22 protein-coding genes are annotated in these 26,946 nt (G+C 68.1%); 14 read left to right on the top strand and 8 right to left on the bottom strand.

The features are described from left to right. Positions 1-60 precede the first annotated feature (60 nt). From ACTMTI_RS04825 to ACTMTI_RS04840, 4 genes are all read right to left on the bottom strand, one after another. Positions 61-1,125 (bottom strand): mannosyltransferase family protein, encoded by a 1,065-nt coding sequence (locus ACTMTI_RS04825; RefSeq protein ID WP_441118388.1) that lies wholly within the window; start codon positions 1,123-1,125, stop codon positions 61-63. Further along, positions 1,122-2,444 (bottom strand): glycosyltransferase family 87 protein, encoded by a 1,323-nt coding sequence (locus ACTMTI_RS04830; RefSeq protein ID WP_441118389.1) that lies wholly within the window; start codon positions 2,442-2,444, stop codon positions 1,122-1,124. The genes ACTMTI_RS04825 and ACTMTI_RS04830 overlap by 4 nt, the downstream gene beginning before the upstream one ends. Beyond that, positions 2,441-4,924 carry a transglycosylase domain-containing protein gene (locus ACTMTI_RS04835; RefSeq protein WP_441118390.1) on the bottom strand — a complete coding sequence of 828 codons (2,484 nt, stop codon included), beginning with the start codon at positions 4,922-4,924 and terminating at the stop codon, positions 2,441-2,443. Before ACTMTI_RS04835 ends, ACTMTI_RS04830 begins: the two co-directional genes overlap by 4 nt. Positions 4,925-5,159: 235 nt before the next feature. Continuing rightward, the gene (locus ACTMTI_RS04840) at positions 5,160-5,546 is read right to left on the bottom strand and encodes a DUF5318 family protein (RefSeq protein WP_441118391.1); all 387 of its coding nucleotides are present in this window, start codon (positions 5,544-5,546) and stop codon (positions 5,160-5,162) included. A gap of 134 nt (positions 5,547-5,680) precedes the next feature. Here ACTMTI_RS04840 and ACTMTI_RS04845 point away from each other — a divergent pair, with 134 nt between their 5' ends. Both ACTMTI_RS04845 and ACTMTI_RS04850 read left to right on the top strand, forming a co-directional pair. Then, positions 5,681-6,265 carry a helix-turn-helix transcriptional regulator gene (locus tag ACTMTI_RS04845; protein WP_441118392.1) on the top strand — a complete coding sequence of 195 codons (585 nt, stop codon included), beginning with the start codon at positions 5,681-5,683 and terminating at the stop codon, positions 6,263-6,265. Positions 6,266-6,278: 13 nt separating this feature from the next. Then, positions 6,279-7,358 (top strand): inositol-3-phosphate synthase, encoded by a 1,080-nt coding sequence (locus ACTMTI_RS04850; protein WP_441118393.1) that lies wholly within the window; start codon positions 6,279-6,281, stop codon positions 7,356-7,358. A 73-nt stretch (positions 7,359-7,431) separates the two neighbouring features. Here the strand turns inward: ACTMTI_RS04850 and idi are convergent, their stop codons facing one another. Further along, on the bottom strand, positions 7,432-8,016 hold the full coding sequence (gene idi, locus ACTMTI_RS04855) for an isopentenyl-diphosphate Delta-isomerase (protein WP_441118394.1): 585 nt from the start codon (positions 8,014-8,016) through the stop codon (positions 7,432-7,434). 81 nt (positions 8,017-8,097) lie between these two features. On the opposite strand from idi, the gene ACTMTI_RS04860 reads away from it, so the two are divergent. Beyond that, entirely contained in the window at positions 8,098-9,384 is a 1,287-nt protein-coding gene (locus ACTMTI_RS04860) for an MFS transporter (RefSeq protein WP_441118395.1), read from the top strand. Here ACTMTI_RS04860 and ACTMTI_RS04865 read toward each other — a convergent pair. Next, the gene (locus tag ACTMTI_RS04865; protein ID WP_441118396.1) at positions 9,364-10,764 is read right to left on the bottom strand and encodes a CCA tRNA nucleotidyltransferase; all 1,401 of its coding nucleotides are present in this window, start codon (positions 10,762-10,764) and stop codon (positions 9,364-9,366) included. The genes ACTMTI_RS04860 and ACTMTI_RS04865 overlap by 21 nt on opposite strands. A 229-nt stretch (positions 10,765-10,993) precedes the next feature. On the opposite strand from ACTMTI_RS04865, the gene ACTMTI_RS04870 reads away from it, so the two are divergent. The 8 genes from ACTMTI_RS04870 (at position 10,994) to trxA (ending at position 19,885) form a co-directional block, all read left to right on the top strand. Next, positions 10,994-11,440 (top strand): aminoacyl-tRNA deacylase, encoded by a 447-nt coding sequence (locus ACTMTI_RS04870; RefSeq protein WP_441118842.1) that lies wholly within the window; start codon positions 10,994-10,996, stop codon positions 11,438-11,440. A gap of 50 nt (positions 11,441-11,490) precedes the next feature. After that, positions 11,491-13,602, top strand: coding sequence for a DUF6049 family protein (locus ACTMTI_RS04875; protein ID WP_441118397.1), 2,112 nt, complete (start codon positions 11,491-11,493; stop codon positions 13,600-13,602). Beyond that, positions 13,599-15,209, top strand: a complete 1,611-nt coding sequence (gene murJ, locus ACTMTI_RS04880; RefSeq protein WP_441118398.1) for a murein biosynthesis integral membrane protein MurJ — start codon at positions 13,599-13,601, stop codon at positions 15,207-15,209. The genes ACTMTI_RS04875 and murJ overlap by 4 nt, the downstream gene beginning before the upstream one ends. Positions 15,210-15,361: 152 nt before the next feature. Beyond that, the gene (locus ACTMTI_RS04885; protein ID WP_441118399.1) at positions 15,362-16,873 is read left to right on the top strand and encodes a protein kinase family protein; all 1,512 of its coding nucleotides are present in this window, start codon (positions 15,362-15,364) and stop codon (positions 16,871-16,873) included. A gap of 15 nt (positions 16,874-16,888) precedes the next feature. Continuing rightward, positions 16,889-17,524 (top strand): RNA polymerase sigma factor SigM, encoded by a 636-nt coding sequence (gene sigM, locus ACTMTI_RS04890; protein ID WP_441118400.1) that lies wholly within the window; start codon positions 16,889-16,891, stop codon positions 17,522-17,524. Further along, on the top strand, positions 17,514-18,434 hold the full coding sequence (locus tag ACTMTI_RS04895) for an anti-sigma factor family protein (RefSeq protein ID WP_441118401.1): 921 nt from the start codon (positions 17,514-17,516) through the stop codon (positions 18,432-18,434). Before sigM ends, ACTMTI_RS04895 begins: the two co-directional genes overlap by 11 nt. Before the next feature lie 193 nt (positions 18,435-18,627). Next, positions 18,628-19,560 carry a thioredoxin-disulfide reductase gene (gene trxB / locus ACTMTI_RS04900; RefSeq protein ID WP_441118402.1) on the top strand — a complete coding sequence of 311 codons (933 nt, stop codon included), beginning with the start codon at positions 18,628-18,630 and terminating at the stop codon, positions 19,558-19,560. Between the two features lie 10 nt (positions 19,561-19,570). After that, positions 19,571-19,885 carry a thioredoxin gene (trxA, locus tag ACTMTI_RS04905; protein WP_441118403.1) on the top strand — a complete coding sequence of 105 codons (315 nt, stop codon included), beginning with the start codon at positions 19,571-19,573 and terminating at the stop codon, positions 19,883-19,885. Positions 19,886-19,986: 101 nt separating this feature from the next. On the opposite strand, the gene ACTMTI_RS04910 is transcribed toward trxA, so the two are convergent. Then, positions 19,987-20,604 (bottom strand): GNAT family N-acetyltransferase, encoded by a 618-nt coding sequence (locus ACTMTI_RS04910; RefSeq protein WP_441118404.1) that lies wholly within the window; start codon positions 20,602-20,604, stop codon positions 19,987-19,989. 155 nt (positions 20,605-20,759) lie between these two features. On the opposite strand from ACTMTI_RS04910, the gene ACTMTI_RS04915 reads away from it, so the two are divergent. From ACTMTI_RS04915 to ACTMTI_RS04925, 3 genes are all read left to right on the top strand, one after another. Continuing rightward, positions 20,760-22,106 carry a PLP-dependent aminotransferase family protein gene (locus ACTMTI_RS04915; protein WP_441118405.1) on the top strand — a complete coding sequence of 449 codons (1,347 nt, stop codon included), beginning with the start codon at positions 20,760-20,762 and terminating at the stop codon, positions 22,104-22,106. A gap of 444 nt (positions 22,107-22,550) precedes the next feature. Beyond that, positions 22,551-23,507 (top strand): D-alanine--D-alanine ligase family protein, encoded by a 957-nt coding sequence (locus ACTMTI_RS04920; RefSeq protein WP_441118406.1) that lies wholly within the window; start codon positions 22,551-22,553, stop codon positions 23,505-23,507. A gap of 526 nt (positions 23,508-24,033) precedes the next feature. Next, entirely contained in the window at positions 24,034-25,080 is a 1,047-nt protein-coding gene (locus tag ACTMTI_RS04925) for a threonine aldolase family protein (protein ID WP_441118407.1), read from the top strand. Positions 25,081-25,829: 749 nt separating this feature from the next. On the opposite strand, the gene ACTMTI_RS04930 is transcribed toward ACTMTI_RS04925, so the two are convergent. Further along, positions 25,830-26,792 carry a ParB/RepB/Spo0J family partition protein gene (locus ACTMTI_RS04930; RefSeq protein WP_441118408.1) on the bottom strand — a complete coding sequence of 321 codons (963 nt, stop codon included), beginning with the start codon at positions 26,790-26,792 and terminating at the stop codon, positions 25,830-25,832. Positions 26,793-26,946: the final 154 nt, after the last annotated feature.

Genomic DNA, 26,946 nt, shown 5'->3' on the forward strand with positions numbered 1-26,946 from the left:
TTACACACAGCCTGTGGATAACTTCCCTGGATTACGGAGACGCAGAAGTGGGTATAGGGACTAGCCCGCCCACGCTCCGCTGAGGAAGCGGGTGGCGTTGACCAGCATGAGCGGCCCGGAAATCACGGCATAGAGCGCGATGACCCACGCCCGCCTGGTGGCGACCTTGGCCATCAGCACCCACAGCGGAAACCACAGCAGCAGCGAGCGCGGGATCGACAGGTAGTACGCCGACGTCATCAGCGCCGCAGCCTGCGTCCCCGTGTAGACGAGCTCGCTCCACCTGCGCAACATGAGCAGCCAGACCAGGACGGCGACGGCCACGACGGCTCCGGTGATCTCCATGCGGAAGGCCACCGCGAAGTCGTCGGCGCCCATGGCCGAACGCCAGGTCGTCTTCCACGCCTCCCACGGCCACTCGAACTCGCGCCCCCAGCCGGCCTCCTGCGCGTGCTTCCAGGCCAGCCAATCGCCCGACCGGCTGTAGTGGTAGTACGAGTACGCCACCAGCGGCGCGAACGGCACCACCAGCCACCCGGCCCGCCGCGGCGACTCCTTGCTCGCGAAGAACTCCACGACGAGTGCGACCGCGAGGAACAGCCCGGTGATCCGCACGCAGGAGGCCCCCGCGGCCAGCAGCACGGCTGCCGACCACTGCCCCCGCCTGGCGGCGAGCCAAGCGGGGATGGCGAAGGCCAGGAAGAGCGACTCGCTGTAGCCCGCGGCCAGGAACACCGCCATCGGGAAGGCCAGCAGCGCCAGCACCGCCATCCAGCCGTTCGCGCCTTCGAGCTCGGCCAGCCTGGCCAGCGACACCATGGCCACCGCGCCGGCGACCAGCGAGATCAGCAGTCCGGCCGCCGACCAGTCCGGCACTACGAGGTGCACCAGCCGCAGTATGGCGGGCAGCCCGGGGAAGAACGCGGGTAATCCCTCGTCCACCGGCTTACCGGGCTCGCCGTCGTAGCCGTACTGCGCGATCGTGATGAACAGCCCGGCGTCCCACTTGCGCCACTTGCCGGCGTACTCGCCCAGCGTCACGCCGAGCAGCGTCGCAACCAGCAGTCCGGCCCGCGAGCCGAACCAGAGCAGCAGCGCGTCCCGGGCGGCCGAGCGAGTGATCATCGCCCGACGGACACCAGCGTGAACCGGTCACGAGCGTCGTCGAAGACGCCGCCGACCTGGTCGTCGATGTCCGCCTGCCGCACCACGTCCTTGTCGGGACGCAGGATGTCCCGCACCACGAACGCCATCATGATCCCGATCGTGATGATCCGTCCCCAGACGGCGGTGAAGTATGTGTCGTCACCGATGCCCAGATCGTTCCTGCTGAGCGGCGGCTGGGAGAGCAGATAGAGCCAGATCGCGGCGAAATACCAGATCTCGGCCAGCTGCCAGAGCGCCAGCGGCTTCCAGTTGGGCCTGGCCAGCACGGCGAACGGCACCAGCCAGAGCACGAACTGCGGCGACCACACCTTGTTCGTCATCATGAACGCGGCCAGCGCCAGGAAGCAGATCTGCGCCAGCCTGGGCCGGCGCGGCGCGGCCAGCGTGAGCACGGCGATGCCCAGGCACAGGACGCCCAGCGACACCATGCCCAGCGTGCTGACGTCGCTCTCGCCCAGGATGGGCCAGCCCTTGTTCTGGAAGAACAGCCACGGCGATCCCCAGTCGACCCCGCGTTCCTGGGAGAAGACGTAGAACCTGCGCCATCCCTCCCAGGCGAAGATCATGAACGGCGCGTTGACCACGATCCACGTGCCCGCCGCCGCCGCCATCGTGACCAGGAACGGCCGCCATCGCGCGGTACGCAACGTGAGCAGGAACAGCGCGCCCACGAACATCAGCGGGTAGAACTTCGTCGCGATCGCCAGCCCCAGCAGCACCCCGGCGAGGACCTGGCGGCGCCGCCCCCAAGCCAGCAGCATGCCCATCGACAGCGCACCCGCGACCAAGTCCCAGTTGATGTACGCGGCCAGCACCACGGCGGGCGAGATCGCGTACCACAGCGCGTCCCACCGCCTCGTGGGCCCGGCCACCGCGGCCATCAGCAGGACACCGATCACCAGGCAGATGCCGAGCAGGATCACCGTCAGGTCGTAGAACCTGACCGCCTGCGCGACCTTGTCGACCTCCAGTGCCCGGGCGATCCAACTGATCACCTGCATGACCTCGCCCAGCACGACCGGGTATTCGACCTGCTTGTCGAACGGCACGTGGGCGAAGTAGGGGTTTTGGGTCGCCAGCTCCCTGTCGAAGTAGAGCGGGTAGATGTCGGTGTAGCAGAAGTTCGTGTACGTCGTGACCTGGTCGTTCCAGCCGCCGGTGCGGCACGGCAGCCGCACCACGTACGCGAGGGTCGCCCCCAGGGCCGCGATCAGCCCCAGGGGGAGGAAGGGCACCGCACGCGCCATCAGCGGGACGCGTACCTGCGTGCTGGTCAATGGTCCTCAGGTCTGGTGGACATCGGCTCCCGTCCTGAGGGCCTCGGATCCGGAACGTTGCCGCCGCCGCCGGACACGCCTCCGTCGCTGGAGGTCTGGGGGAATTCGGGGCCGCCGCCGAGGTCGTCTTCGTTGGTGGGCACGTCATCGTTGGTGGTCTCGTCGTCGCACGGGGCGATGAGGCAGTCCTGGTCGACGCCCTGGTCCTCGTCGAACGGGTTTTCCTCGTCGAACGGGTTGTCGCTCGGGGTGGGCGACGGCGTGGGAGTCGGGCTGGGCACGATGTTCTCGGGCAGCCCGATCTCGGCCCTCGCGGGGAACTGCTCGATCGGCTTGCCCTCGTGCGCGGCCAGCATGAACTTCTGCCAGGTGATCGTGGGCGGGCCGGCGCCCTCGAAGCCCAAGCCCACCTCACGGGCGGCGCTGTAGGGATTGTCCCCGTTGTACTTCGGGTGCGGCTTGCCGTTGGGCGTGGTGGGGCAGGCCGAATTACTCAGGGGCCGGACGACCTTGCCGGTCTTCGTCACGCACTGCTCACGGTAGAACCCGACCGCGGCGGAGAGCTGCGGCGTGTAGCCGACGAACCAGGCGCCGTTCTCGTCGTTGTTGGTGCCGGTCTTGCCGGCCGCCGGCCGGTTGCCCAGGCCCTTGCCCCGCGCGGTGCCGCTCCTCAGCACCTCCTGCATGGCCACCGTGGCGTCGGCGGCGACCGCGGGGTCGATGACGCTCTTGGCGACCTTCACCTCGGGGTAGACGACCTTGCCGTTCAGCTTGACGTCCTTGACCACGTGGTAGCGGGTGTACTTGCCGCCGTTGGCGAAGATCGAATAGCCGGCGGCCTGCTCGACCACGGTCACCGGTGCGCTGCCGATGGCGAACTGGTAGTGGTGCTTCTTGACGTCCTCTTCCATGCGCGCCTGGTTGAACCCGGCCGCCTCGACGAGGTTCTTCACATCGTCGAGCTGGTTGGGCAGCGCGAACGCCATCGACACGAACGCGGTGTTGACCGACTCGGCGGTCGCCTTGACCACGTCCACGGCCCGGCCGACGTTGTGGCTGTTCTTGATGCCGCCCGCCTGCTGGCCGGGGAGCTCCTTCGGGACCGTCTCGTTGCCCGGCACGTAGCTCTTGAGCGAGTATCCGGCCTGCAGCCAGGCGGCCAGCACATAGGGCTTGAAGGCGGATGCGGCCTGCTTCTTGGCGTCGAAGGGCTCGTTGAACTGGTCCTTGACGTAGTTCGAGCCGCCGTAGAAGGCCACGACGCGGCCGTTCCTCGGGTCCACCGCGGCCAGGCTGCCGTGGAATTCCTTCGACATGTTATTGCTCTTCATCGTGCTGGTCACCGCCTCGCGAGCGGCCCGCATGAGCTTCTTGTCGAAGGTGGAGTAGATGTCGAAGCCACCGCTCCGGACCTCGTCGGGGGTGAGCAGCCCGCGCTGCTTCAGCTCCTCCAGGACCTGCATCACCATGTAGCCCTTGGCGCCGCCCAGCTCGTTATTGTTCGCGTCGTTCTCCAGCTTGGGGAACTTCGCGGTCTGCGGGAGATTGCCGTATTTCTCCGGCCATACCGCCGCCATGTTCCTGATGACGTCGTTGAAGCGGCTCCTGAGCGCGGGCTCGTCGGCTGCCCAGCCCGGCTGCTGGATCCGCGCGGCGAGATAGGCGCCCTGCTCGGGGGTCAGCTTCGCGGCGGTGGCGTTGTCGCCGAAGTACGCCTTCGCGGCGGCCTCGACACCCCAGGCCCGGCCGAAGTTGACCGTGTTGAGGTAGGTCTCGAGGATCTGGTCCTTGGTCATGGTGTCGTCGAGCTTGACCGCGACGAAGATCTCATCGATCTTGCGCTTGATCGAGACCTCCTGGCTGAGGCCCTTGAAGTAGTTGCGGGCCATCTGCTGGGTGATCGTCGAGGCGCCCTGCAACTGCTGCCCGGTCGCGGTCATCCACAGGGACCGGGCCATGCCGGGGATCGAGATGCCGGAGTCCTCGTAGAAGGTCTTGTTCTCGATGGCGATCGTCGCTTCTCTGACGTTCTCGTCCATCTGCGCGAGCTTGACGATCTCCCGCTTCTTGCCGAGATGGGCGATCACGCTGCCGTCGCTGTAGTAAATGGTGCTCTGCTGCGCGGTGGCATCGTCCTGGGTGAGCGTGGGCACCGTGGTGTTGGCGTACGCGACCATGATCATGCCGAACATGCCCGCCGAGAGGACCACGATGGCGGCCACGACGATCTTCCAGCTCGGCACGAACCTGCGCCAGCCGCCCCCGGCCTTCTTGGCCGGCGGCCCAGGAGGCTCCGGCGGCCCGCCGCTCTCTTTTCTGCGCGAGCGCCGCGGCCCCTCGCTGACCATGGTCTCCTGGTTACTCACCGTGCGCGGATCCTGGCGGGCGCGCGAGCGCGAGCGCGGCTGCGGCTGCTCGCCGCGCGGCGGCAGAGGATTGTCGCGCCGGGTGGGCGCATCGTCGTACGGCTGCGCGGGCATGGCGCCCGTCTGCTCGAAGGCGGCTTCCGGACGACGCGGCGGCTGAGCCGCCGCTCCCCCGCCGGATTCGCCGGTTTGAGGGGGAGGGCCTTGGGGCACAGAACGGGATGAGCTGGAGCGACGGCGCCTTCCCGGGCGTGGCGTCCCCTCATTCATGCTGTTACTCACACGTCCTCGCATCGTCGTCGGAACAGAAACGGCGGTTGGGCGTGAGGTTCCTCGCCGCCCTCGGTCTTCACGCTTGGCCGACGAGGTCAGGCGGTCCGTTTCCGAGGACGTACGAAACCGTCAGGTAGTTCCAGGAACAACCTTGGCAGACCTCGACGACGTACACCCGGAACTCATCGTAATCATGGGCCATGGCCGCGACTTCCGATGCGACCTTTGCCTGACCGGCATGCCGTCCGAGGGAGTCCCCGTAGACGTAGGTCACGTTGGTGACGTTCTCCTTCTCGCAAACCGGGCAGAGGCGTTCGGTCGGCTCGCCGAAGTGCTGCGCCGCGCGAAGGAGGTAAGGCTGTGCGTCACAGACGTCACCGCGCGAGGTTCGCCCGGTACGCAAGGAGCGGACCACCGCCTTCTTCGCAAGGCCGTAATCCACCACCCTTCGCTGTGACCACATGAGCGTCAGACTACGGCGTTTTAACGGATCATCCCAACGCCTTGGCAAATCCACTGATTGCAGCCATATAGCGGGGCGACGTATCCTCAAGATGTATCGGCTCGATACATCGACGCGAGAGGGGGGCGGTTCCCATGGCCGGCGGGCAGGGCAGGGTCTTGGAACTGGCCGTGCTCGGGTCGCTGCATGAGACCCCGCTGCATGGCTACGAGCTGCGCAAACGACTCAACGCCTTGCTGGGGATGTTCCGCGCGTTCTCCTATGGGTCGCTTTATCCCTGTCTGCGATCGCTGCTGACCCAGGGCCTCATCGCGGAGGAGCAACCCGCTCCCACCACGATCGTGGGCGGCAGATCGAAGATCGTTTACAAGCTGACCGCGGAGGGCAAGGAACGCCTGCAGGAGTTGCTGACGCAGGCCGGGCCTTCCGCTTGGGAGGACGAGAGCTTCGGTGTGCACTTCGCGTTCTTCCGGCACACCGAGGCCGAGGTTCGGTTGCGCATACTCGAAGGCCGCCGTAGCCGGCTTGAGGAGCGGCTCGACGCCGTGCGGACGGCACTGGCGCGCACCAGGGAGCGCCTCGACAGTTACACGCTCGAGCTGCAGCGTCACGGGCTCGAGTCGGTAGAGCGCGAGGTGCGCTGGCTGAACGAGCTGATCGCAACGGAGCGTCGGGCCTCGGAAGGGCCCGAGAGCAACACCACGTCAACTGATGAGTAAGGGAGCGAGTGCGATGGGTTCGGTTCGCGTGGCCATTGTCGGTGTCGGCAACTGCGCGTCGTCGCTGGTCCAGGGCGTTCACTACTACAAGGACGCCGACCCGGACACACGGGTCCCGGGCTTGATGCACGTGAAGTTCGGCGACTACCACGTCGGTGACGTCGAGTTCGTCGCGGCATTCGACGTGGACGCCAAGAAGGTCGGGCGCGACCTTTCGGAGGCGATCGTCGCCAGCGAGAACAACACCATAAAGATCACGGATGTGCCGCCCACGGGGGTGACCGTCCAGCGCGGCCATACCTTCGACGGCCTGGGTGAGTTCTACCGGGAGATCATCGAGGAGTCCGACGAGGAGCCCGTCGATGTGGTCCGGGTGCTCCGTGACAACCAGGTCGACGTCCTGGTCTCCTACCTGCCGGTGGGCTCGGAGGAGGCCGACCGCTTCTACGCCCAGTGCGCCCTGGACGCCAAGGTGGCGTTCGTGAACGCGCTGCCGGTCTTCATCGCCTCCGACCCGGAGTGGGCGCAGAAGTTCACCGACGCCGGCGTGCCGATCGTCGGCGACGACATCAAGTCGCAGGTCGGCGCCACGATCACGCACCGTGTGCTGGCCAAGCTGTTCGAGGACCGCGGGGTGGAGCTGCTGCGCACCTACCAGCTCAACTTCGGCGGCAACATGGACTTCATGAACATGCTGGAGCGCAAGCGGCTCCAGTCCAAGAAGATCTCCAAGACGCAGTCGGTCACCTCGCAGATCCCGCACGAGATGGGCAAGGCCGACGTCCACATCGGCCCGTCGGACCACGTGCCGTGGCTCGACGACCGCAAGTGGGCCTACGTCAGGCTGGAGGGGCGCTCGTTCGGCGACACGCCGCTCAACCTGGAGTACAAGCTCGAGGTCTGGGACTCGCCGAACTCGGCCGGCATCATCATCGACGCGGTACGCGCCGCCAAGATCGCCCTCGACCGGGGCATCGGCGGGCCGATCCTGTCGGCGTCCTCGTACTTCATGAAGTCGCCGCCCGAGCAGTTCTCGGACGACCACGCTCGGGAATACGTCGAGAAGTTCATCAGGGGCGAGGTCGAGCGCTGAGCACCTGAACCACGGCGCCGCGCCCATGCCTGGGTGCGGCGCCTTCTCACGGGCGAGCGCCCGGCGGCGGGCCTTAGAGGCGGGCGGCCGGGGGCAGGTCGGTGGCAGGGGCCGGTTGCCAGGTCAGCGGGTCCGAGCCGAGCTCGGCCAGCAGCGGCACCTGCTCCCGGCACCAGGGCGAGATCGCCAGCAGCCCGTTCTGGACGCCTTCGGCGAACTCCTTCCACGGCATCCACCGCGTCTCCCCCACCTCATCGGGATTGGGCACGGCAGGGGTGTCGGCCGTGACCCGGTAGACGGGGCAGAGCTCGTGCTCGACGATGCCGTTGGCCATGACGGCGCGGTAGGAGAAGGCCGGGAGCATCAGGTCGGCCCGGTCGACGGCGAGCCCGAGCTCGTACGAGAGCCTGCGCAGGACCGCCCGGTCCAGCGCCTCCCCCGGCAGCGGGTGACCACAGCAGCTGTTGGTCCAGACGCCCGGCCAAGTGATCTTGTGGTCGGCCCGCTTGGTGAGCAGCACGCGGCCTTCGTGATCGAAAACGTAGCTGGAGAACGCCAGGTGGAGTGGGGTCTCGCGACCGTGCACCGACGTCTTGGGCGCGGTGCCGAGCGCGTGCCCGTCGCGGTCGACCAGCACAACGTGTTCCTCGATCGTCACGCTATGAAGCGTACGAGACGGTGCCCACTGCTCGGAACCTCGGCCGACCTGTCCGCCATCCTAGAGGGCTAGGCTGGCGGCGTGTCATTCGTCGCCGATCTCCGCGTGGTCCTGCGAGGCAGGGACTTCAGACGGCTGTTCAGCACGCGTCTGGTCTCCCAGTTCTCCGACGGGATCTTCCAGTTCGGCGTCACCGGGTTCGCCTTCTTCAGCCCCGAGAGCCAGACGACCGCGCTCCAGGTGGCCGTGGGGCTGGCCGTGCTGCTGCTGCCGTACAGCATCCTCGGGCCCTTCGTCGGGGTGTTCATCGACCGCTGGTCGCGCCGGCAGATCCTGATGGTGGCGCCGCTCGTGCGCGGCGCCCTGCTGCTGATCGCCGCGGGGCTGGTCGCCGCCGACGTGCCCGACGCGGTGTTCTACGGGGCGGCGCTGGCCGTGCTGGGGGTCAACAGGTTCTTCCTGGCCGCGCTCGGCGCCTCGCTGCCGCACGTCGTGCCCGCGGAGCGGCTGATGGCCGCCAACGCGGTCACGCCCACGTCGGGCACGGTCGTCACGTTCGTCGGGGCGGGAGTGGGGTTCCTGCTGCGCGAGGTGTTCGGCGGCCAGGACTTCGGCGTGGCGCTGCTGCTGGTGATCTCGGGCGTGGTGTTCGGGCTCAGCGCGCTGGTCGCCCGGACGATGGACCGGCAGCTGCTGGGGCCCACGTACGACCCCAAGAGACCGCAGGCCCGCCAGGCCGTGCGCAACGTGCTCGTCGGTCTGGCCGACGGCGCCAAACACCTGGTACGGCACCGTACGGCGGTCGCCACCATGGGCGCGATGGCCGCCCACCGCTTCTTCTACGGCATGGCGACCGCGCTCGGCATCATCCTCTACCGCTACTACTTCACCGACGGCGACGCCGACCTCGCGCTGCGCGGCGTCGGGGTGGTCGTGGCCACCTCCGGCGTCGGCTATTTCCTGGCCGTGATCATCACCCCTTACGCGACCGAGCGGTTCACGATCGAGCGCTGGGTGCCGATCGCGCTGTCCGTGGCCGGAGTGCTGACGGGCGCGCTGGTGCTGCCGTTCCAGGAGTGGGGGCTGCCGGTGGCCGGGTTCGTGCTGGGCGTGGCCGGGCAGAGCGTCAAGATCTGCGCCGACACCACGGTCCAGCGCGACGTCGAGGACATCTATCTGGGCCGCGCGTTCTCGATCTACGACATGCTCTTCAACGGCATGTACGTCCTCGCCGCGGCCCTGTCGGCGGCCATCCTGCCGGCGAACGGCAAGTCGTACCTCGCCGTCGTGATCATCGCGGTCGGATACCCCGTCGCGGCGCTCCTCTACCGGATGATCACAACGTCGTCACGCGCCCACGTCGTTTGACCTGGCCCACTCCAGCAGCGCCGCGGTGGCTTCCTCCTTGCCGAGCATGCCCTTGTCGAGCCTGAGGTCGAGCAGGAACTTGTAGGCGCGCCCCACCACCGGTCCAGGGCCGATGCCGAGGACGCGCTGGATCTCGTTGCCGTCGAGCTCGGGCCGGATCTTGGCCAGCTCCTCCTCTTCGGCCAGCCGGGAGATGCGCTCCTCGAGGTGATCGTAGGTACGCGCGAGCGCGATCGCCTTGCGCTTGTTGCGCGTGGTGCAGTCGGCCCTGGTCAGCTTGTGCAGCCGGGTCAGCAGGTGACCGGCGTCGCGTACGTAGCGGCGCACGGCGCTGTCGGTCCACTCCCCGGTGCCGTAGCCGTGGAAGCGCAGGTGCAGCTCGACCAGCCGGGCCACGTCGGCCACCACGTCCTTGGGGAACTTCAGCTCGGCCATGCGCTTCTTGGTCATCTGGGCGCCGACCACCTCGTGGTGGTGGAACGACACCCGCCCGCCCACCTCGTGACGGCGCGTCTTCGGCTTGCCGATGTCGTGCATGAGCGCCGCCCAGCGCAGGACCCGGTCCGGCTTGCCGTCCTCCTCCTGCGCGATGGCCTGGTCGAGCACGGTCAGCGTGTGGTCGTAGACGTCCTTGTGCCGGTGGTGCTCGTCGATCTCCAGGCGCAGTCTGGGCAGCTCGGGCAGCACGTGCGCGGCCAGCCCCGTCTCGACCAGGAGTCGCAGCCCCTCGCGCGGGTAGACGCCGCAGATGAGCTTGTCGAGCTCGTCCCTGATGCGCTCGGCGGAGACGATCTCAATGCGCTCGGCCATCGCGGTCATGGCGGCCACGGCCGCCGCGTCCACGGTGAACCCGAGCTGTGAGGCGAACCTGGCGGCCCGCAGCATGCGCAGCGGATCGTCGTCGAACGACCGCTCCGGCGTGCCCGGGGTGCGCAGCCGCTTGGCGGCCAGGTCCTCCAGCCCGCCGTACGGGTCGGCGAACTCGTGCCCTGGCAGGCGCACCGCCATCGCGTTGACCGCGAAGTCGCGCCGCTCCAGGTCGGCCTCCAGCGTCTCGCCGTACATGACCTCGGGCTTGCGCGACTTCGGGTCGTACGATTCGCTCCGGTACGTCGTGATCTCGATCAGCCAGCTGCCTTTGCGCAGGCCGACCGTGCCGAAGTCGATGCCGATCGTCCATACGGAGTCGGCCCAGTCCCTGACGATCTCCAGCACCCGTTCGGGGCGGGCGTCGGTGGTCAGGTCGAGATCGTTGCCAATGCGGCCGAGCAGGATGTCGCGCACGGGACCGCCGACGAGGGCCAGCTCATGGCCCTTCGCGACGAACAGGCGGCCCAGCTCATCGGCCACCGGGGCGATCTTGCGAAACAGATCGGTCATGGCCTGCTGCTGGCTTTCGGTCAGAGTTGAGTCGGACAAACCGGGTCGGTCCTTTGTCATTCCGGAACATATCCCCCGAGCCACACCAGGTCCGGGTTACCGTCGGTCAAGGGACCGTCGGGGGCAATGGCATCGAGGCAAGGAGGCCTATATGAAGGACGCCCTCGCGATCCACCGCTGGCTCCTCGCACACCAAGTCCACCATGAGATCGTACGCCTTCCGCGTCCCATGACTTGCGCGGAAGAACTGCCTGAGACGCTCTCCGCGGCACCGGAGAGGTGCTTGATGGTCACGGTGTTCGAAGTCGCCACCAGGGTCGGCCGCGAGGCCGTCATCGCGGTCGTCTCCTCCGTGGCGGCTCCGCCGCGGCCGGAAGCCGTCGGTGGAGCGCTCGGTGTGCGCCAGGTGCGGCCTGCTCCTGCGCACGTCGTCAACGCGGCGAGCGACTACGCCGACGGGCTGGTCTGCCCGCTGCTGCTGCCCGAGTCGCTGCCGATGTTCATCGACGACCGGGTGTCGGCGGACACTGAACCCGTCTTCACCACCACCGGCGAACGTCACACCGCACTGTCCATTCACGCCCTCGACCTGCTGGCAATCCTGCCGGGCAAGACGGTCGACCTTCGCGGCACACGCCTTAGAGGATCACGTGAGGCGGTCGCGGGGCGGCACTGAACCCGTACGATTGCGGGCGTGCGTCGTCGTACTCCAGCTCGGACATCAGCGTGATCCGTAAGGCCACGCTGCTCGCCGTGCTGTCCGCCGCGTTGCTCGCCCCCACGGTGGTGGCGGCGGCGCCGGACCCTGCTGCCGCAAAAACGGGCACGCAAGCGAGCAGGCTACCGTTCACCGTCACGATCACCTCGATCTCGCCGGACGTGCCGAAGAGCATGACCGACGTGATCAAATTCACCGGTACGGTCCGCAACGACAGCGGCGCGCCGCAGACCGGCCTGCGGGTGCGGCTGCGCTACACGCAGCAGAGGTTCACCGACCGCGCGTTGATGGCCGCCTACCAGACCGACCAGAACCCCGCGACGCTTCCGGCGACCCCCTCGGACTCCTCGGCCATGGACCTCGAGCCGCTCGCTCCCGGCGCCCAGGCGCGCTGGGAGTTCACCGCGACACCCGTGCAGATGGGGATGCGGACGTTCGGCGTCTACCCGATCGCGGTGGACGTGTCGCAATACAGAGTTTCGCTGGCGGCGCAGCGGACGTACCTCACCTACGCGCCGCCCACGCAGCCGAAGCTGCCGAGCAACAAGCTGGCCGTCGCGCTGCCCGTCATCGACCAGCCGCACCGGGCGACCGACGGCAACCGGTTCGTGGATGACAAGTTGAGCCAGGCCATCACCGGCAAGGGCCGCCTGGCCGACCTGGCCCTCATCGCCCAGGCCGCCCCCAAGCAAGTTACGTGGTTCTTCGATCCCGCGCTGCTGGACGACGTCAGCACGATGCGCGAGGCGTACAAGGTCAAGACCAAGCACGGCGACGAGGACAGACCGGCCAACGCCGCGGCCGGGCAGTGGCTGACGACCATGAGCACCGCGCTGGCCGCCTCGCCCGTGGTCGCGGTGCCGTACGCCGATCCCGACGTGGCAGCGCTGGCACATCAAGGGCTGGACGCTCTGCCCAACCGGGCGATCCAGCTCAGCGCGCAAAAGGGCAAGGCGCTGCTCAACCGCGACGTGAAGACCAACATCAACTGGCCGCCCGCAGGTCTGCTCGACCCTGACGCGCTCGACCTGCTCTCGGTCGCCGACACCAAGGTCGACACGGTCCTGCTCAACTCCACCAATCTGCCGCCGCAGCCGCCCGTCGCGTTCACGCCCGACGCCGCCGCCACGCTCGACTCGGTGAACGGGCCCGTCACCGCGCTGGTCGCGGACGCCGAGCTGAGCCGCCTGTTCGAGCCGACGACCTCCACGTCCATGCTGCTCAGCACGCAGCGCTTCATCGCCGAGACCGCGATGATCGCCGCCGAGCCCGGCCAGACCCGGCCCAGGTCGCTGGTCGTCGCCCCCTCGCGGCACTGGGATCCCAACCCGAAGCTCGTCACCGGCCTGCTGAAGACCGCGGACAGGCTGCCGTGGCTGGAGCTGACGCCGCTGGAGTCCGTCAAGCCGGGCAAGGCACCCGTCCCGCGCGCCGGCCTCACCTACTCCCAGGAGAACCGCAAGGAGGAGCTGAGCGAAAAATACCTGACGCCGGTCAAGGACGTCAGCTCCAAGGCCCAGCTCACCGCTCTGATCACGGCGACGCGGACACCGTCGGCCTTCGACGCGGCGGTGCTCAGGCTCACCTCGTCGGCCTGGCGCAACCGCACGCGCGTGGGCCGCTCGGTGACCAAGCAGGTGACCACCGCCGTCTCGGACCAGATCGACCAGATCGAGATCTCGGGTCCGGACCGGCCGCGCACGATGGCCGGCAGCAACGGAGTGGTGCCCATAAGCGTGCGGAACCTTCTGAAGGTCCCCGTCACCCTCTACATCGACGTCAAGTCGAACAACCGCAAGCTGCTGCAGGTCAACTTCCAGCAGGAACAGCCGCTGACGATCGGCCCGGAGCAGAGCGGGACGGTCAAGGTGCCGATGAACGCCAGCATCAGCGGCGGTGACGCGACGGTGACCGTCCAGCTCAAGACCGCCGACGGGCAGCCGTACGGCAAGCCGCAGCGCCTGACCATCCGCACCACCGGCTACACCGGCATCGCGTTGGTGATCGTCGGCGCGGCGCTCACCGTGATGCTCGCCGCCGTGGTGACGCGGATCCTGCGGCGCAGGTCGGAGCGGAAGGTCGCGCGGGCCGTCAAGAACCGGGAGAGTGAGACCGTATGAGCCGCATGCTGCGGGCCAGCGCCATCATGGCGGCGGGCACGATGGTGTCCAGGGTCACGGGGTTCGTGCGGACCATGGTGCTCGCGTACGCCATCGGCACGAGGGCGCTGGGCGACGCCTACAACGCGGCCTACGCCATCCCCTACAGCATCCTGGACCTGCTGCTCCTGGGCGTGCTGAGCAGCGTGGTGGTGCCCATGATCATCCGGGCCCAGCAGCACGACGCGGACGGCGGCCGGGCCTACGAGCAGCGGCTGCTGACGATCTCCACGGTGGCGCTGGTCGCGGTGGCGGTGGCCGGGGTGTTCGCGGCGCCGCAGCTCATCAGCCTCTACACCGACTGGGAGCCGGGCAGCACGAAGTTCGAGGTCGCGGTCATGCTGGCCCGCTTCATCCTGCCGCAGCTCGCCTTCTTCGGGGTCGGCGCGGTGGCGGGCGCCATTCTCAACACGCGCGACCGTTACGGCGCGCCCATGTGGGCACCGGTGCTCAACAACGTGGTCGTCATCTGCGTGTTCCTGGCCTATGTCGTGGTCATCCCGACCGGCAGGGACGACGTCGAGAAGGTCGGCACCGGAGAGCTGGCGCTGCTCGGCCTGGGCACCACGGCCGGCATCGTGGCCCAGGCCGTCGTCCTGATCCTGGCGCTCAGGCGGGCCGGGTTCTCTTTCGTGCCGCGCTTCGACGTGCGCAACGCCCGGCTGGGCGAGATGGCCAAGGCCGGCGCCTGGACCATCGGCTACGTGATCGTCACCCAGCTCGGTTTCCTGCTGACGACCAACCTGTCCAGCGGGGCGGGCGACGTGGTGGCCGGGCACGGCATCAGCGCGTACACACTGGCGTTCCAGCTGTTCCAGCTGCCGTACGGCGTCATCGGCGTCTCGGTGATCACGGCCATGCTGCCGCGGATGAGCAGGGCCGTCGGGGAAGGCCGCTTGGACGACGTGCGCAGCGAGTTCGGGTCGTGCGTGCGGCTCATCTGCGCGCTCATGGTGCCGGTCTCGCTGCTGCTCATGGTGCTCGGCCCGGCGATCACCGTGCCCATTTACGGACACGGGGCCAACACCGTGCCCGACGCCATCTACATCGGCAACGTGCTGCAGGTCTACGGGCTGGCGCTGGTGCCGTTCGCGGTGTTCCAGCTGCTGCTTCGGGTTTTCTACAGCTTCGGCGACACCCGTACGCCGGTTTTCGTCGGCGCGGGCACGACCGTGGTCAACGCGCTGCTGATGGTGCTGTTCACCATGGCGCTGCCCGCCCGTTACACGGTGATGGGGCTGGCGCTGGCGTACGCCATCGCGTACGGGCTCGGCGCGGTCACCGCCTGGTGGCTGGCCAGCCGCCGGGTCCATGGGCTCGGCGGCTGGACCATCGGCATGGCGCTCACCAGGATGTACCTCGCCTCGATGCCCACGGCCGTGCTCGCGCTGGCCTCGGTCTGGGTCGTCACGCAGATCTTCGGCGGGCTCGGCTTCGTCAACTCCTTGATCGTTCTGGCCATCGGCGGCGGCCTCGGATTGCTGCTCTACCTCGGCGTCGCCCACAGAATGCGCATCCCGGAGGTCAACTCCATCGTTGGGATGGTCGCGAGACGGGTAGGTCGGTAAAGAAACTCGGCACTACGATGGAGCCCGACACGCGCGAATGGAAGCAGGAGGGGCGTGGGCGGATCCACCCGGCATAGCGTGCCTTCGTGGGACACCACCACGCAGGTGAGTCGAGTCATGAGAACGCCCGATCGGCCAAGCGGAGTGAGCCTGTGAGCACGTCGGCCGTCGAACCCGGCACCCGTCTTGCCGAGCGCTTCAGGCTTGAGGACCGCGTCAGCGAGTCAGACGGCGCGACCCTGTGGAAGGCCATCGACGAGATCCTGGCCCGACCGGTGGCCGTGCACACCTTCGCGCCCGATTTCCCCCGCGTCCACGAGGTCGTCACCGCCGCCCGCGCCGCGAGCAGGCTGACCGACCCTCGGCTGACGCAGGTGTTCGACGCCGCCGAGGACGACAAGCACGCCTACGTCGTCAGCGAGTGGGTCACCGGCGAGACGCTGACCGACCTGCTCGCCTCGGGGCCGCTGGAGCCGGAGCGCGCGGCCGGGCTGGTCGCCGAGGCGGCCGAGGCGCTCACGCACGCCCACGAGGCGCAGCTCTACCACCTGTGCCTGCGCCCCGCGCATCTGGTGTGGACGACCGGCAACACGGTCAAGGTCCTCGGCGTGGCCGTCGACGCGGCGATGTACGGGCTCACCACCGACCAGCCCGCGCTCGACGACGCCGAGGGGCTGGGCCGGCTGCTCTACGCCGGGCTGACCGGACACTGGCCCGGCGATGAGGAAGAGGGCGGGCTGCCCGCCGCCCCCATGACCGACGGGCACTTCTGCACGCCCCGCCAGGTCACCGCCGGTGTGCCCGGCTACCTCGACGCGGTGACCGTACGCGCGTGCCTGCCCGAGTCGCGCAGGGGCCACGGCGCGCTGTCCAGCCCGTCCGAGGTCGCCGCGGCGCTGGCCGACGTGGCCAGGCCCATGCCGATTCCGATCTCCTACCCCTCGACACCCGCGGTGGCCTCCGCCTCGCACACCGAGGGCCTGGACATCGCCCATCGCCAGAAGCTCACCGTTCCCCCGCCGCCACCGCCGGTGCAGCGCCGGCCGCCGAGCAACGGCAGCACACTCAACCGGGTGCTGATGACGCTGGTCGTCCTGCTCGTCATCGCCGCCGTCGGCGTCGGCGCGTGGACGATCGGCCGCAGCCTGGGCAGCCCGACCACTCCCGAGGCCAAGACCGCCAGCCCGAGCGCCTCCACCTCGACGTCGGCGCCCGTCCAAGTGATCAAGCCGCAGAGGGCCCAGGATTTCGACCCGCTCGGCGACAAGAAGGAGAAGCCCGAGAAGGCCGCACTGGCCATCGACGGCAAGCCGAGCACCTTCTGGGAAACCGAGGGCTACACCAGCGCCGAGCTCGGCAACATGAAGAAGGGCGTCGGCCTGCTGCTCGACATGGGCAAGTCCGTCCAGATCAGCGACGTGGTGGCTACGCTGTCCAACGCGGGGGCCGCGACCGTCGAGCTCAAGGTGGGCGACTCGCCCGATCTCGACGCGCTGAAGACGGTGGCGACCGACAAGGACGCGGCGGGCAAGACCACGTTGAAACCTGATCAAGCAGCAACCGGCAGGTACGTTTTGATCTGGTTTACGCGTCTTCCGGCAGAAGCGGGGGAGTTTCATGGCACCATCTATGAAGTAGTGGTGCACTCTCCCGGATCGGCATAATCAGGAATCTCTCTTGTGAACTCCCCACCCGAGACACCCTCAGCAGCGGAGCGGCCGGCGGTCACAGACGCCGAGCTGCTGACCGCGCACATCAACGGGGATCCTCACGCCTTCAGTGAAATCGTCAAACGGCACCGCGACCGCATGTGGGCGGTCGCCCTCCGCACGCTCGGTGACCCGGACGAGGCCGCCGACGCCGTGCAGGATGCCTTCGTCTCCGCATATCGCAAGGCCGCCACGTTTCGCGGCGAGGCGGCCGTCACGACCTGGCTTCACCGCATCGTGGTCAACGCCTGCCTCGACAGGATGCGCCGCAAGTCCGTCCGGCCGGTGGCCGACGACGAGCTCATCGAGGCCGCCGAGCGCGAGACCCCGCTGCCTGACCAGACCCTCGAGCGCGAAGTCTCCATGGAGGTTTCGGCCGCTCTCAAACTGCTGCCCCCCGACCAGCGGGCGGCATTGGTGCTTGTCGACATGATGGGATATTCCGTCGAAGACGCAGCTCACGTGCTAGAGGTCCCCAGCGGGACGGTGAAGAGCCGGTGCGCCCGCGGCCGCGCGAAACTTGCCCCAATTCTTTCGCATCTGCGGAACCGAACGGACCTCAATCGCGTCTCATCCGCGAAGGGAGCAGAACTTCGTGACGGGTGATACGCACTACGATCTGGAAATCCTGGCCGAGCTGGCCGAGGGTCTCCTAGACGCCGCCACGGCGCGCCGGGTCCGCGAGCATCTCGCGGTCTGCGACCCATGTGGGGAGCTCCTGGCCGACCTGGCAGCGGTTCGCGAGGTGCTCGCGGCCACGCCTACACCGGCCATGCCGATGGGCGTCGCACTGCGCATTGACAAGGCCCTGGCGGCCGAGGCTGAGTCTCGGCGCGGAGGTGTCGGCCTCGTGGAAGCACCCGACTGGGATGAGCTCATGCGGGACGCCCCGTGGGAGCGGCCAGTCGAGGTGCCCATGCGATCGGCGGCCGATCCAGAAGAAGCCGTCCCCGAGCCCGTACGCCTCGGGGTGGTCTCTGATGACGGCATCATCGTCCCGGCCCGGCGCAGGTCCTCGCACCGGCGCCGATGGGCGATGCCCGCGGTCGCGGCCGCGGCGGCCGCCGCGGTGGTGGGCACGGCAGCCTTGGTCTCGACCAGCCTGCTCGCCTCCGGAGGTGATGGCGGCAGCGCGCCACCGCCTCTCGCGCAGCCTTCCGAGACGGTGCCCAAGACCCCTCTGAAGGCCAAGGCCAAGGCCATGCCGTACCAGCTGACCGACAGCGGCTACAACTACAGCAACAATGAGCTGCGACAGCCGCTGGAGAAGTTCTTCGGCTTCGCCCAGGCCCGGGGCGGCGACGCCTCCAGTGCCGACCAGGCCGCCAAGTGCGCGAGCAAGGTCGCCACTCGGAGCAAGCTCGCCGTCTTCGCGGTCGACCAGGGGCAGTACAACGGGCAAGACGCCCTCATCGTCGCCTCCTGGAAGAACGAAGCGGCCAAGAAGATCCGCATCGACATCGTCGACCCGTTCAACTGCAAGAACCTGCGCAAACCCACTCTGGGTCGCTGGTAGGCCCCTACTCCAACGTCAGAGCCCGCTTCGGCGGGCTCTTTCGTTTGTCCGGCGTCGCGGATGACGTGGCGAAAGAGCCCGTGCGGACACCGGCTCTTTCGCCTTGTCGTGGCGTTGTGGGTAGGGCGGGGAATCACGGCGGCCTAGGATCTGTTGACGCCGGTGCAACGACAGACGAGGAAGGCGTGGAGCGTTGAGCGACGTTCGTAACGTGATCATTATTGGATCCGGCCCAGCTGGCTACACCGCGGCCGTCTACTCCGCGCGCGCCGAGCTCAAGCCGCTGGTCTTCGAGGGCTCCGTCACAGCGGGTGGCGCGCTCATGAACACCACCGACGTGGAGAACTTCCCCGGTTTTCCCGACGGGATCATGGGTCCTGACCTGATGGACAACCTGCGCAAGCAGGCCGAGCGGTTCGGCGCCGAACTGGTCGCCGACGACGTCGTCGAGGTGGACCTCAACGCCAATCCCAAGGTCGTCAAGACCCACACCGACATCTACTACGCCAAGTCCGTCATCCTGGCCATGGGCTCCGGCTACCGCGAGCTCGGCCTGCAGAACGAGAAGCGGCTGTCCGGCCACGGCGTGTCCTGGTGTGCGACCTGTGACGGGTTCTTCTTCCGCAACAAGGACATCGTGGTCGTCGGCGGCGGCGACACGGCGATGGAGGAGGCCACGTTCCTGACCCGGTTCGGCCGCATGGTGACGGTGGTGCACCGGCGCGACACGCTGCGAGCCAGCAAGATCATGCAGGAGCGGGCGTTCGCGAACGAGAAGATCCGCTTCGTCTGGGACTCCGAGGTCGTCGATGTGCTCGGCGACACCAAGGTCGAGGCCGTGAAGCTGCGCAACGTCAAGACCGGCGAGGAGTGCGAGCTGGCCACCGACGCGCTGTTCCTGGCCATCGGCCACGACCCGCGCACGGAGCTGGTCAAGGGCCAGATCGACCTCGACGAGGACGGCTACATCAAGGTGGCCGCGCCGACCACGGCGACCAACATCGACGGTGTTTTCGCCGCTGGTGACGTCGTCGACCACACCTACCGCCAGGCCATCACCGCGGCCGGCACCGGCTGCGCGGCCTCGCTCGACTCCGAGCGCTGGCTCGCCAACAACGAGAAGTAAGGAGCGCACCGTGAAGGCTGTCACCGACGCCACTTTCGCCGCCGAAGTCCTCAAGAGCGACAAGCCTGTGCTGGTCGATTTCTGGGCCGAGTGGTGCGGCCCGTGCCGTCAGGTCGCGCCCATCCTGCAGGAGATCGCCAACGAGCACGGCGACAAGCTGGAGATCGTCAAGCTCAACATCGACGAGAACCCCGAGGTTCCACGCCAGTACGGTGTGCTCCAGATCCCCACGTTGAACGTCTACAAGGGTGGCGAGGTCGTGAAGCAGATCATCGGCGCCAAGCCGAAGGCCATGCTGCTCCGCGAGCTCGAGGGCATCATCTAGCTCGTCCATCGCGGCGCGCTTCCGCCCGGCAGAAAGCCCCTCACGGTCTCCGCGAGGGGCTTTCGCATGTTCAGTGTGCTCTGGAAAGCTCTCAGGGGTCCTCAGACGGGACGTAGAGCGCGTTCCGGGCTCATGGAGCCGAGGAGCCGCTCCAAGGCCACCTCGACGTCCTCGCGCCACGAGACGGCGGTCTTGAGTTCCAACCGGAGCCGCGGGAATCGCAAATGCGGACGAACCGTCTTAAACCCGACAGAAAGCAAGTATTCAGCCGGAACTACGCAACTAGGTTCTTCCCACTTAAGGTCCCCAAAAGCTTCAATCGCCTTGACCCCACGCCGCGTCAGGTCTTTGGCCACGCCCTGGACCAGCATTCGCCCGAGCCCGCCACCCGAGAACTCGGGAATGATGTGGGCCGTCATCAGCAGCACCGCGTCGGCGCTGACCGGTGAGGTGGGAAAGGCCACCGAGCGCGGGGTGTAAAGCGGCGGGCTGTACATCACGAACCCCGCAGGCACCCCGTCGACATAGACGATTTTCCCGCAGCTCCCCCATTCCAGCAGCGTGGCGGAGATCCAGGCCTCCTTCTCCAGCCCAGGGTCCCCCGACTCCACGGCACGTTCCCCGCTGAGAGGATCGAGCTCCCAGAACACGCACCTACGGCAGCGCCGCGGCAGATCTTCAAGATTGTCCAGGGTTATGTTGACCAGCCGGCGCGACAACTACGGCCCCTATCGTTGACCCGGAAAAGCGCGCGAAAACCGCGTCCCCAACTGGCATGGTAGCTCAGTGAAGATGGAGCCAGCGGACACCACGACGGTCGAGCCCGGTCACGTGCGACATGTCGGGCTGGCGTAATCTGGTATTTCCACGCGATATGACACCTAGGAGGTGGGCCGTGACGGAAGAGCTGGATCACGGTCAGACACCCGCGACCCAAGGGTCGCGCATCGACGCCTACGTCGATCGGTATGCCGCGCGAGCTACCGGGATGGTCGCCTCCGAGATCCGAGCTCTCTTCGCCGTCGCGTCGAGGCCCGAGGTGGTCTCGCTCGCCGGCGGCATGCCGTACGTCACGGCTCTTCCCCTCGACATGGTCGGCGAGCTGGTCTCCGACCTCGTCACCACGCGCGGCACCGTCGCGCTGCAGTACGGTTCCGGCCAGGGTGACCCGCACCTGCGTGAGCAGATCTGCGAGGTCATGCGGCTGGAGGGGATCCACGCCGGGGCGAACGACGTGGTCGTCACCGTCGGTTCGCAGCAGGCGCTCGACCTGATCACCCGGATCTTCATCGACCCGGGCGACGTGGTGCTCGCCGAGGGTCCCTCGTACGTGGGGGCTCTGGGTACGTTCGCCGCCTACCAGGCCAAAGTGGTCCACATCGCCATGGACGATCAGGGCATCGTGCCCGAATCGCTGGCTCAGACCATTTACGCGCTGGAGACGGCGGGGGCTCCCATCAAGTTCCTCTACACGATCCCGACCTTCCAGAACCCGGCCGGCGTCACGCTGAACATCGCCCGCCGCCAGCAGGTGCTCGACATCTGCCAGCGGGCCGGGGTGCTGATCATCGAGGACAACCCGTACGGGCTGCTCGGCTTCGACGGCGAGCCCATGCGCGCTCTGCGGGCCGACAATCCCGATGGCGTGGTCTATCTGGGGTCGTTCTCCAAGACGCTCGCCCCCGGCTTCCGGGTCGGCTGGGCGCTGGCCCCGCATGCCATCCGAGACAAGCTCGTGCTCGCCATGGAATCGGCCGTGCTGTCGCATTCGTCCTTCACCCAACTGGCCGTGGGCCAATATTTGGCCACGCAGCCGTGGCAGGAGCAGATCAAGTCGTTCAGGGAGCTCTACCGGGAGCGCCGCGACGCGCTGCTGGACGCTCTCGAGTCCCTGATGCCGCCCGAGGTCACCTGGACCCGCCCGGGCGGAGGGTTCTTCGTCTGGGCGTCCCTTCCCGAAGGGCTCGACTCGAAGGCCATCCTGCCGCGGGCGGTCGCGGAGCGGGTGGCGTTCGTGCCGGGGACGGGGTTCTTCTCCGACGGCAGCGGGGCCCGGCACATGCGGCTGTCCTTCTGCTTCCCCGAGCCGGATCGCATCCGGGAAGGTGTGCGGCGGCTCGCTGGGGTGATCGAGCAGGAGATGCAGCTGCGGGACACGTTCGGGACGGGCTCGGTACGCGATCACCTCGGCGTGGACACGCCCGGGCCGGATCTGGCCTAACGGATTTTCGCGAGATTCGACGTCGCCCGGTGACCGGCGTTACTCCGGTCACCGGGCGACGCACCCTCATCCCTGGCGCCGCATTACCGTGACGGCCGTTGACGCCGCACCATCATGGGCGCGATGCCGCCGTGATCGTCGCGCGGGCGCCATCGCACCATCGTCGGCGCGGAGCACGCTCCCCCGCGGGCTCGTGGACACCGTGCGCGCATCGACGTGCGGGCGCGACCACAGCTTGTCCACCACCATGATCGCGCGAACACATCAGGTCCCATCGGTGAGCCGACAGCGTGGATAGACAGGAACCTCTTGACGGGCCGGCACCGTCGCCGAGCAGCGCTCCGATCCCTTCTGGGCAGAAACGCGGGAGAAACCACCTCACGTACACCATTCACCCCCGACGCCGGTACGGTTGGACAGCGTGCGATCAGCGGAGGAGTTGTGATGAGCGATCTGGGCCACGTGCTTGTGCTGGCCGGAGGCCTCTCCTATGAGCGGGAGGTGTCTCTGCGCTCGGGTCGCCGAGTGAGCGAGGTGCTGCGCGCGACAGGCATCGATGTGGAGGCCAGGGACACCGACGCCTCCCTCGTGCCCTCCATCCTTGCCGACCCACCGGACGCGGTGTTCGTGACCCTGCACGGCGGCGCCGGTGAGGATGGCGCGATCCGCTCCGTTCTGGAGCTCCTCGACGTCCCCTACGTGGGCGCCGACCCGGACGCCTGCCGCGTGGCGTTCGACAAGCCGACCGCCAAGGCCGTCGTCCGCTCGGTCGGGCTGTGCACGCCGGAGTCGGTCACCCTGCCGAAGGAGACGTTCCACGACCTCGGCGCCACGGTGGTGCTCGGGCGCATCGTGGAGCGGCTGGGCCTGCCCCTGTTCGTGAAGCCCGCCCGTGGCGGCTCCGCGCTGGGCGCCTCGATCGTACGGACGGCGGGAGAGCTTCCCGCCGCGATGGTCGGCTGCTTCGCCTACGGCGACACCGCGCTGATCGAGCGCTACGTCGAAGGCGTGGAGGTGGCGGTCTCGGTGGTGGACCTCGGCAACGGCCCGGTGGCGCTGCCGGCCGTGGAGATCGTGCCGGACGAGGGCGTGTACGACTACGCGGCCCGCTATACGGCCGGGCACACCGAGTTCTTCGCCCCCGCCCGTCTGTCGGCCGCGGCGGCCACGGCGTGCGCCGAGACCGCGGTGACGGCCCACACCGCGCTCGGTCTCCGTGACATCTCCCGTACGGATCTGATCGTCGACGCCGCGGGAGTCCCGCACTTCCTTGAGGTCAACGTGGCCCCCGGGATGACGGAGACCTCGCTCCTGCCGATGGCCGCCGAGGCTGCCGGACAGGATCTCGGCAACCTCTGCCGCACGCTTCTCCAGAACGCCGCCGCCCGTTCCCGTACCTGACCGCGCACCTCCTCCGGCGCGTCGCCGTCCGGCCCTTGCGAACGTCGCCAACCGCTGCCGCTCCTCACCTCTCCAGCGCACCGCCAACCGTTCACTCGACAAGCCGCCGCCGGCTCGTGCGCGCCGTCGGCCCGCTCCTGTCGCCCTTCCCCATCGGCTGTCACCGTCGCCACACCATGGCTCACGGGCACTGGCACTGGCACGGGGCAGGGGCACGGGGCACGGGCGTGACCGTCGCCCTGCGCCGTCCTGGCTGGCTTGCGTCGATTCACCAACGGCACGGGCGCGCGCAGGAGGCTTCCGCAGCCGACGAGCCCGACGCACCCGCAGTCGGTCCGGACATCGTTCAGGGCCGGCCGCAACGCCTGCGTGGATCGCGACGCGCGTCGCCGTAGGGGCAGATCGCCACCGCTCGAGCGAGACCGTTGCGCCGATCACCGCCGCCCGCACCGTCTCCTGACCAACCGGCGGCGTGTGTCGGGCGGGGACCGGCTACCGGGAAAGGCGGTGAAAGTAGCCTTACAGCGTGCTGATCAATTCGATGTATCCAAAGAGTTTCGCCAGCGACAACCACGCAGGCGTGCACCCGGCCATCCTCGAAGCCATAGCGGCGGCGAACCACGGAGACGCGCCCGCCTACGGAGACGACAGTTGGACCGCCGCCTTCGATGACAAGATCAAGGAGGTGTTCGGCGCGGAGGCGGAGGGGTTCGCGGTGCTCAACGGAGCGGGCGCCAACATGGTCGGTCTGGCCCTCATGCTCGGTCGCTACGACGCCATCATCTGTCCCGACAGCGCCCACATCGCCACCCATGAAGCGGGAGCAGCCGAGCGCCTGCTCGGCGTGAAGCTGATGACGGTGCAGACCGAGCACGGCAAGCTCCGCCCAGGCGACATCGAGGCCCGCTTGGGCGGCGTCGGCAATCCGCACGAATCGCAGCCGACGGTCGTCTCCATTTCCCAGGCCACCGAGCTCGGCACGTGCTACTCCCCCGACGAGATCGCCGCGCTCGCCGAGGCGGCGCACGCGGCCGGTCTGCGCCTTCACGTGGACGGCGCACGACTCGCCAACGCTGCGGCCTTCTTCGGCTGCGACCTGAAGACCATCACGACGGATGCCGGGGTGGACGTGTTCAGTTTCGGCGGCACCAAGAACGGCGCACTGGCCGCCGAAGCCGTGGTGGTCCTCGATTCTTCGCTGACTGGCGCCGTTCCCTTCCTCCGCCGCCAGTCCCTCCAGCTCGCCTCGAAGATGCGCTTCATCTCGGCCCAGCTCTCGGCTCTCCTGACGGACGACCTTTGGCGCAGGAACGCGACGCATGCCAACCAGATGGCCACCCGCTTGGCCGACGGCATCGTAGACCTGCCCAGCCTGTCCCTGACTCAGCCCGTCGAGTCCAACGCCGTCTTCGCCGCCCTCCCACCCGCCGTCGCGGAGACGCTGCGGCGCCGCTATCAGTTCCACTACTGGGATGAGTCGGCCGGCATCGTCCGCTGGATGACCGCCTTCGATACCACGCCCGGACACGTTGACGACTTCCTGGACGACATCCGCAAGGCAGCCACCATGTAGTTTCACGCAAGCTCTCGGCACCGTTTCACGTGAAACACGTCGCGGTCAGGTTCACTCTCCCCCGCCACCGGGCGCCCGCTCCCCCACCACCCCCACGCGCGACGCGCGGTGCCCGACGCCCGGTGCCCGACGCCCGACGCGCGGTGCCCGACGCCCGGCGCCATGCGCCATGCGCCATGCGCCATGCGCCATGCGCGACATGCCAGGCCCGACAGGCAGCGCCCGATACGCAGCGCCCGATGCACCACGCCTGATGCACGACGCTCGACACGCCACGCCCGACACGCCGCGCAGGGCCCGACACGCAGCACTCAACGCGCGGCGCGCGGCGCACGGGTGCCCGGCGCACGGGTGCCCGGCACACGGGTGCCCGGCGCACGGGTGCCCGGCGCACGGGTGCCCGGCACACGGAGCCCACCCGTGACGCTCGACGCACCCAAGCGTGACGCTCGGCGGCACACGACGCCCAGCGCCCACTCAGGACACCCATGCAACACCCATACGTTCGGCACGCGACGACCGGCAGCGGGCCGCCCGGCACGCGGCATGCGCCATCCGGGCGCACACCGCCACCAGGGTTGAGCAGCGAACGGCGGCATGGCCAGTAGTTCTGTCACAAGCCCGGTTTCACGTGAAACAAGGGCGCCGCCTCCGAAGGTCGGCGACAGGGCGCGCCTCTGCGGACGCATGAGCCGGGAGCGCTTGTTTCACGTGAAACATGAGGAGCCGGTTTCACGTGAAACGGCGGATCAGTCGCCCGCTTCTCGCATCGCACGGACCGCCTCAGGCGCCATGGTGCCGATGATGCGTTCAAGGTCGTCGATGGTGGCGAACTCCACCACGATTCGGCCCTTGCGGGCCCCCAGGTCGACTTTGACCTTCGTCTCGAAGTGATCCGAGAGACGGTCGGCGAGGTGGGTCAGGCCGGGCACCGAAGGCTTGGCCCCCTGCCGTTTGCGGGGCGCCGTCTTGGCGGCCTTGGCGCTCCCCATGGAGACGATCTCCTCGACCTCCCGGACCGAGAGGAGCTCAGCGACGATTCGCTTGGCGAGCTGAATCTGCTCCTCGGAGGACTTCAGGCCAAGGAGCGCTCGGCCATGGCCGGCGCTAATGACGCCCGCGGCAACCTTGGGCTGGATTTCGGGCGGGAGGTTCAGGAGGCGGAGAGTGTTGGTGATGTGGGAGCGCGATCGGCCTACCTTCTCGGCCAACTGGTCGTGCGTGGCCTGGAAGTCGTCAAGGAGTTGCCGGTACGCCGCGGCCTCTTCAAGAGGGTTCAGCTGCTCGCGCTGAAGGTTCTCAATGAGCGCGTCCCGGAGGAGATCGGTGTCCTGCGTGTTGCGGACGATCGCGGGGACCAGGTCAAGCCCTACCTGCTGGCACGCGCGCCAGCGCCGCTCACCCATGATCAGCTCATACTGCCCACCACCGACCGGTCTGATCACGATCGGCTGCAGCAGGCCTACCTCATGGATAGAGTCCGCCAACTCTTTCAGCCGCTCTGGGTCGAAGATCTTACGCGGCTGCCGCGGGTTCGGGACGATCGCATCGAGAGCGACCTCCTTGAAGTACGCGCCGGCAATCGGCTTCGGGCCGGTCTCCCCCGTTGATCCATTGGCCGGGCCCGCCACCGCTCCCGTGCCATCAACGATGGGACCGGTCGGGATGAGCGCCCCGAGTCCCTTGCCCAATCCCCGCCGCTGCTGACTCACTGCGTCTCCTCATCCACCCCGGCTGATTCCGGTCACTCCAGGAGAGGTTACCGTCGTGGGCCCAGCAGGGTGCCCCCTCGCCGCACACCTGTCCCCTTGGATTTACCCCGACATGGTCACAAACCTGCCCAACCCGCGAATGACCGACTTCCGG

It is taken from the genome of Nonomuraea sp. H19, assembly GCF_052068215.1.
Lineage (GTDB): Bacteria > Actinomycetota > Actinomycetes > Streptosporangiales > Streptosporangiaceae > Nonomuraea.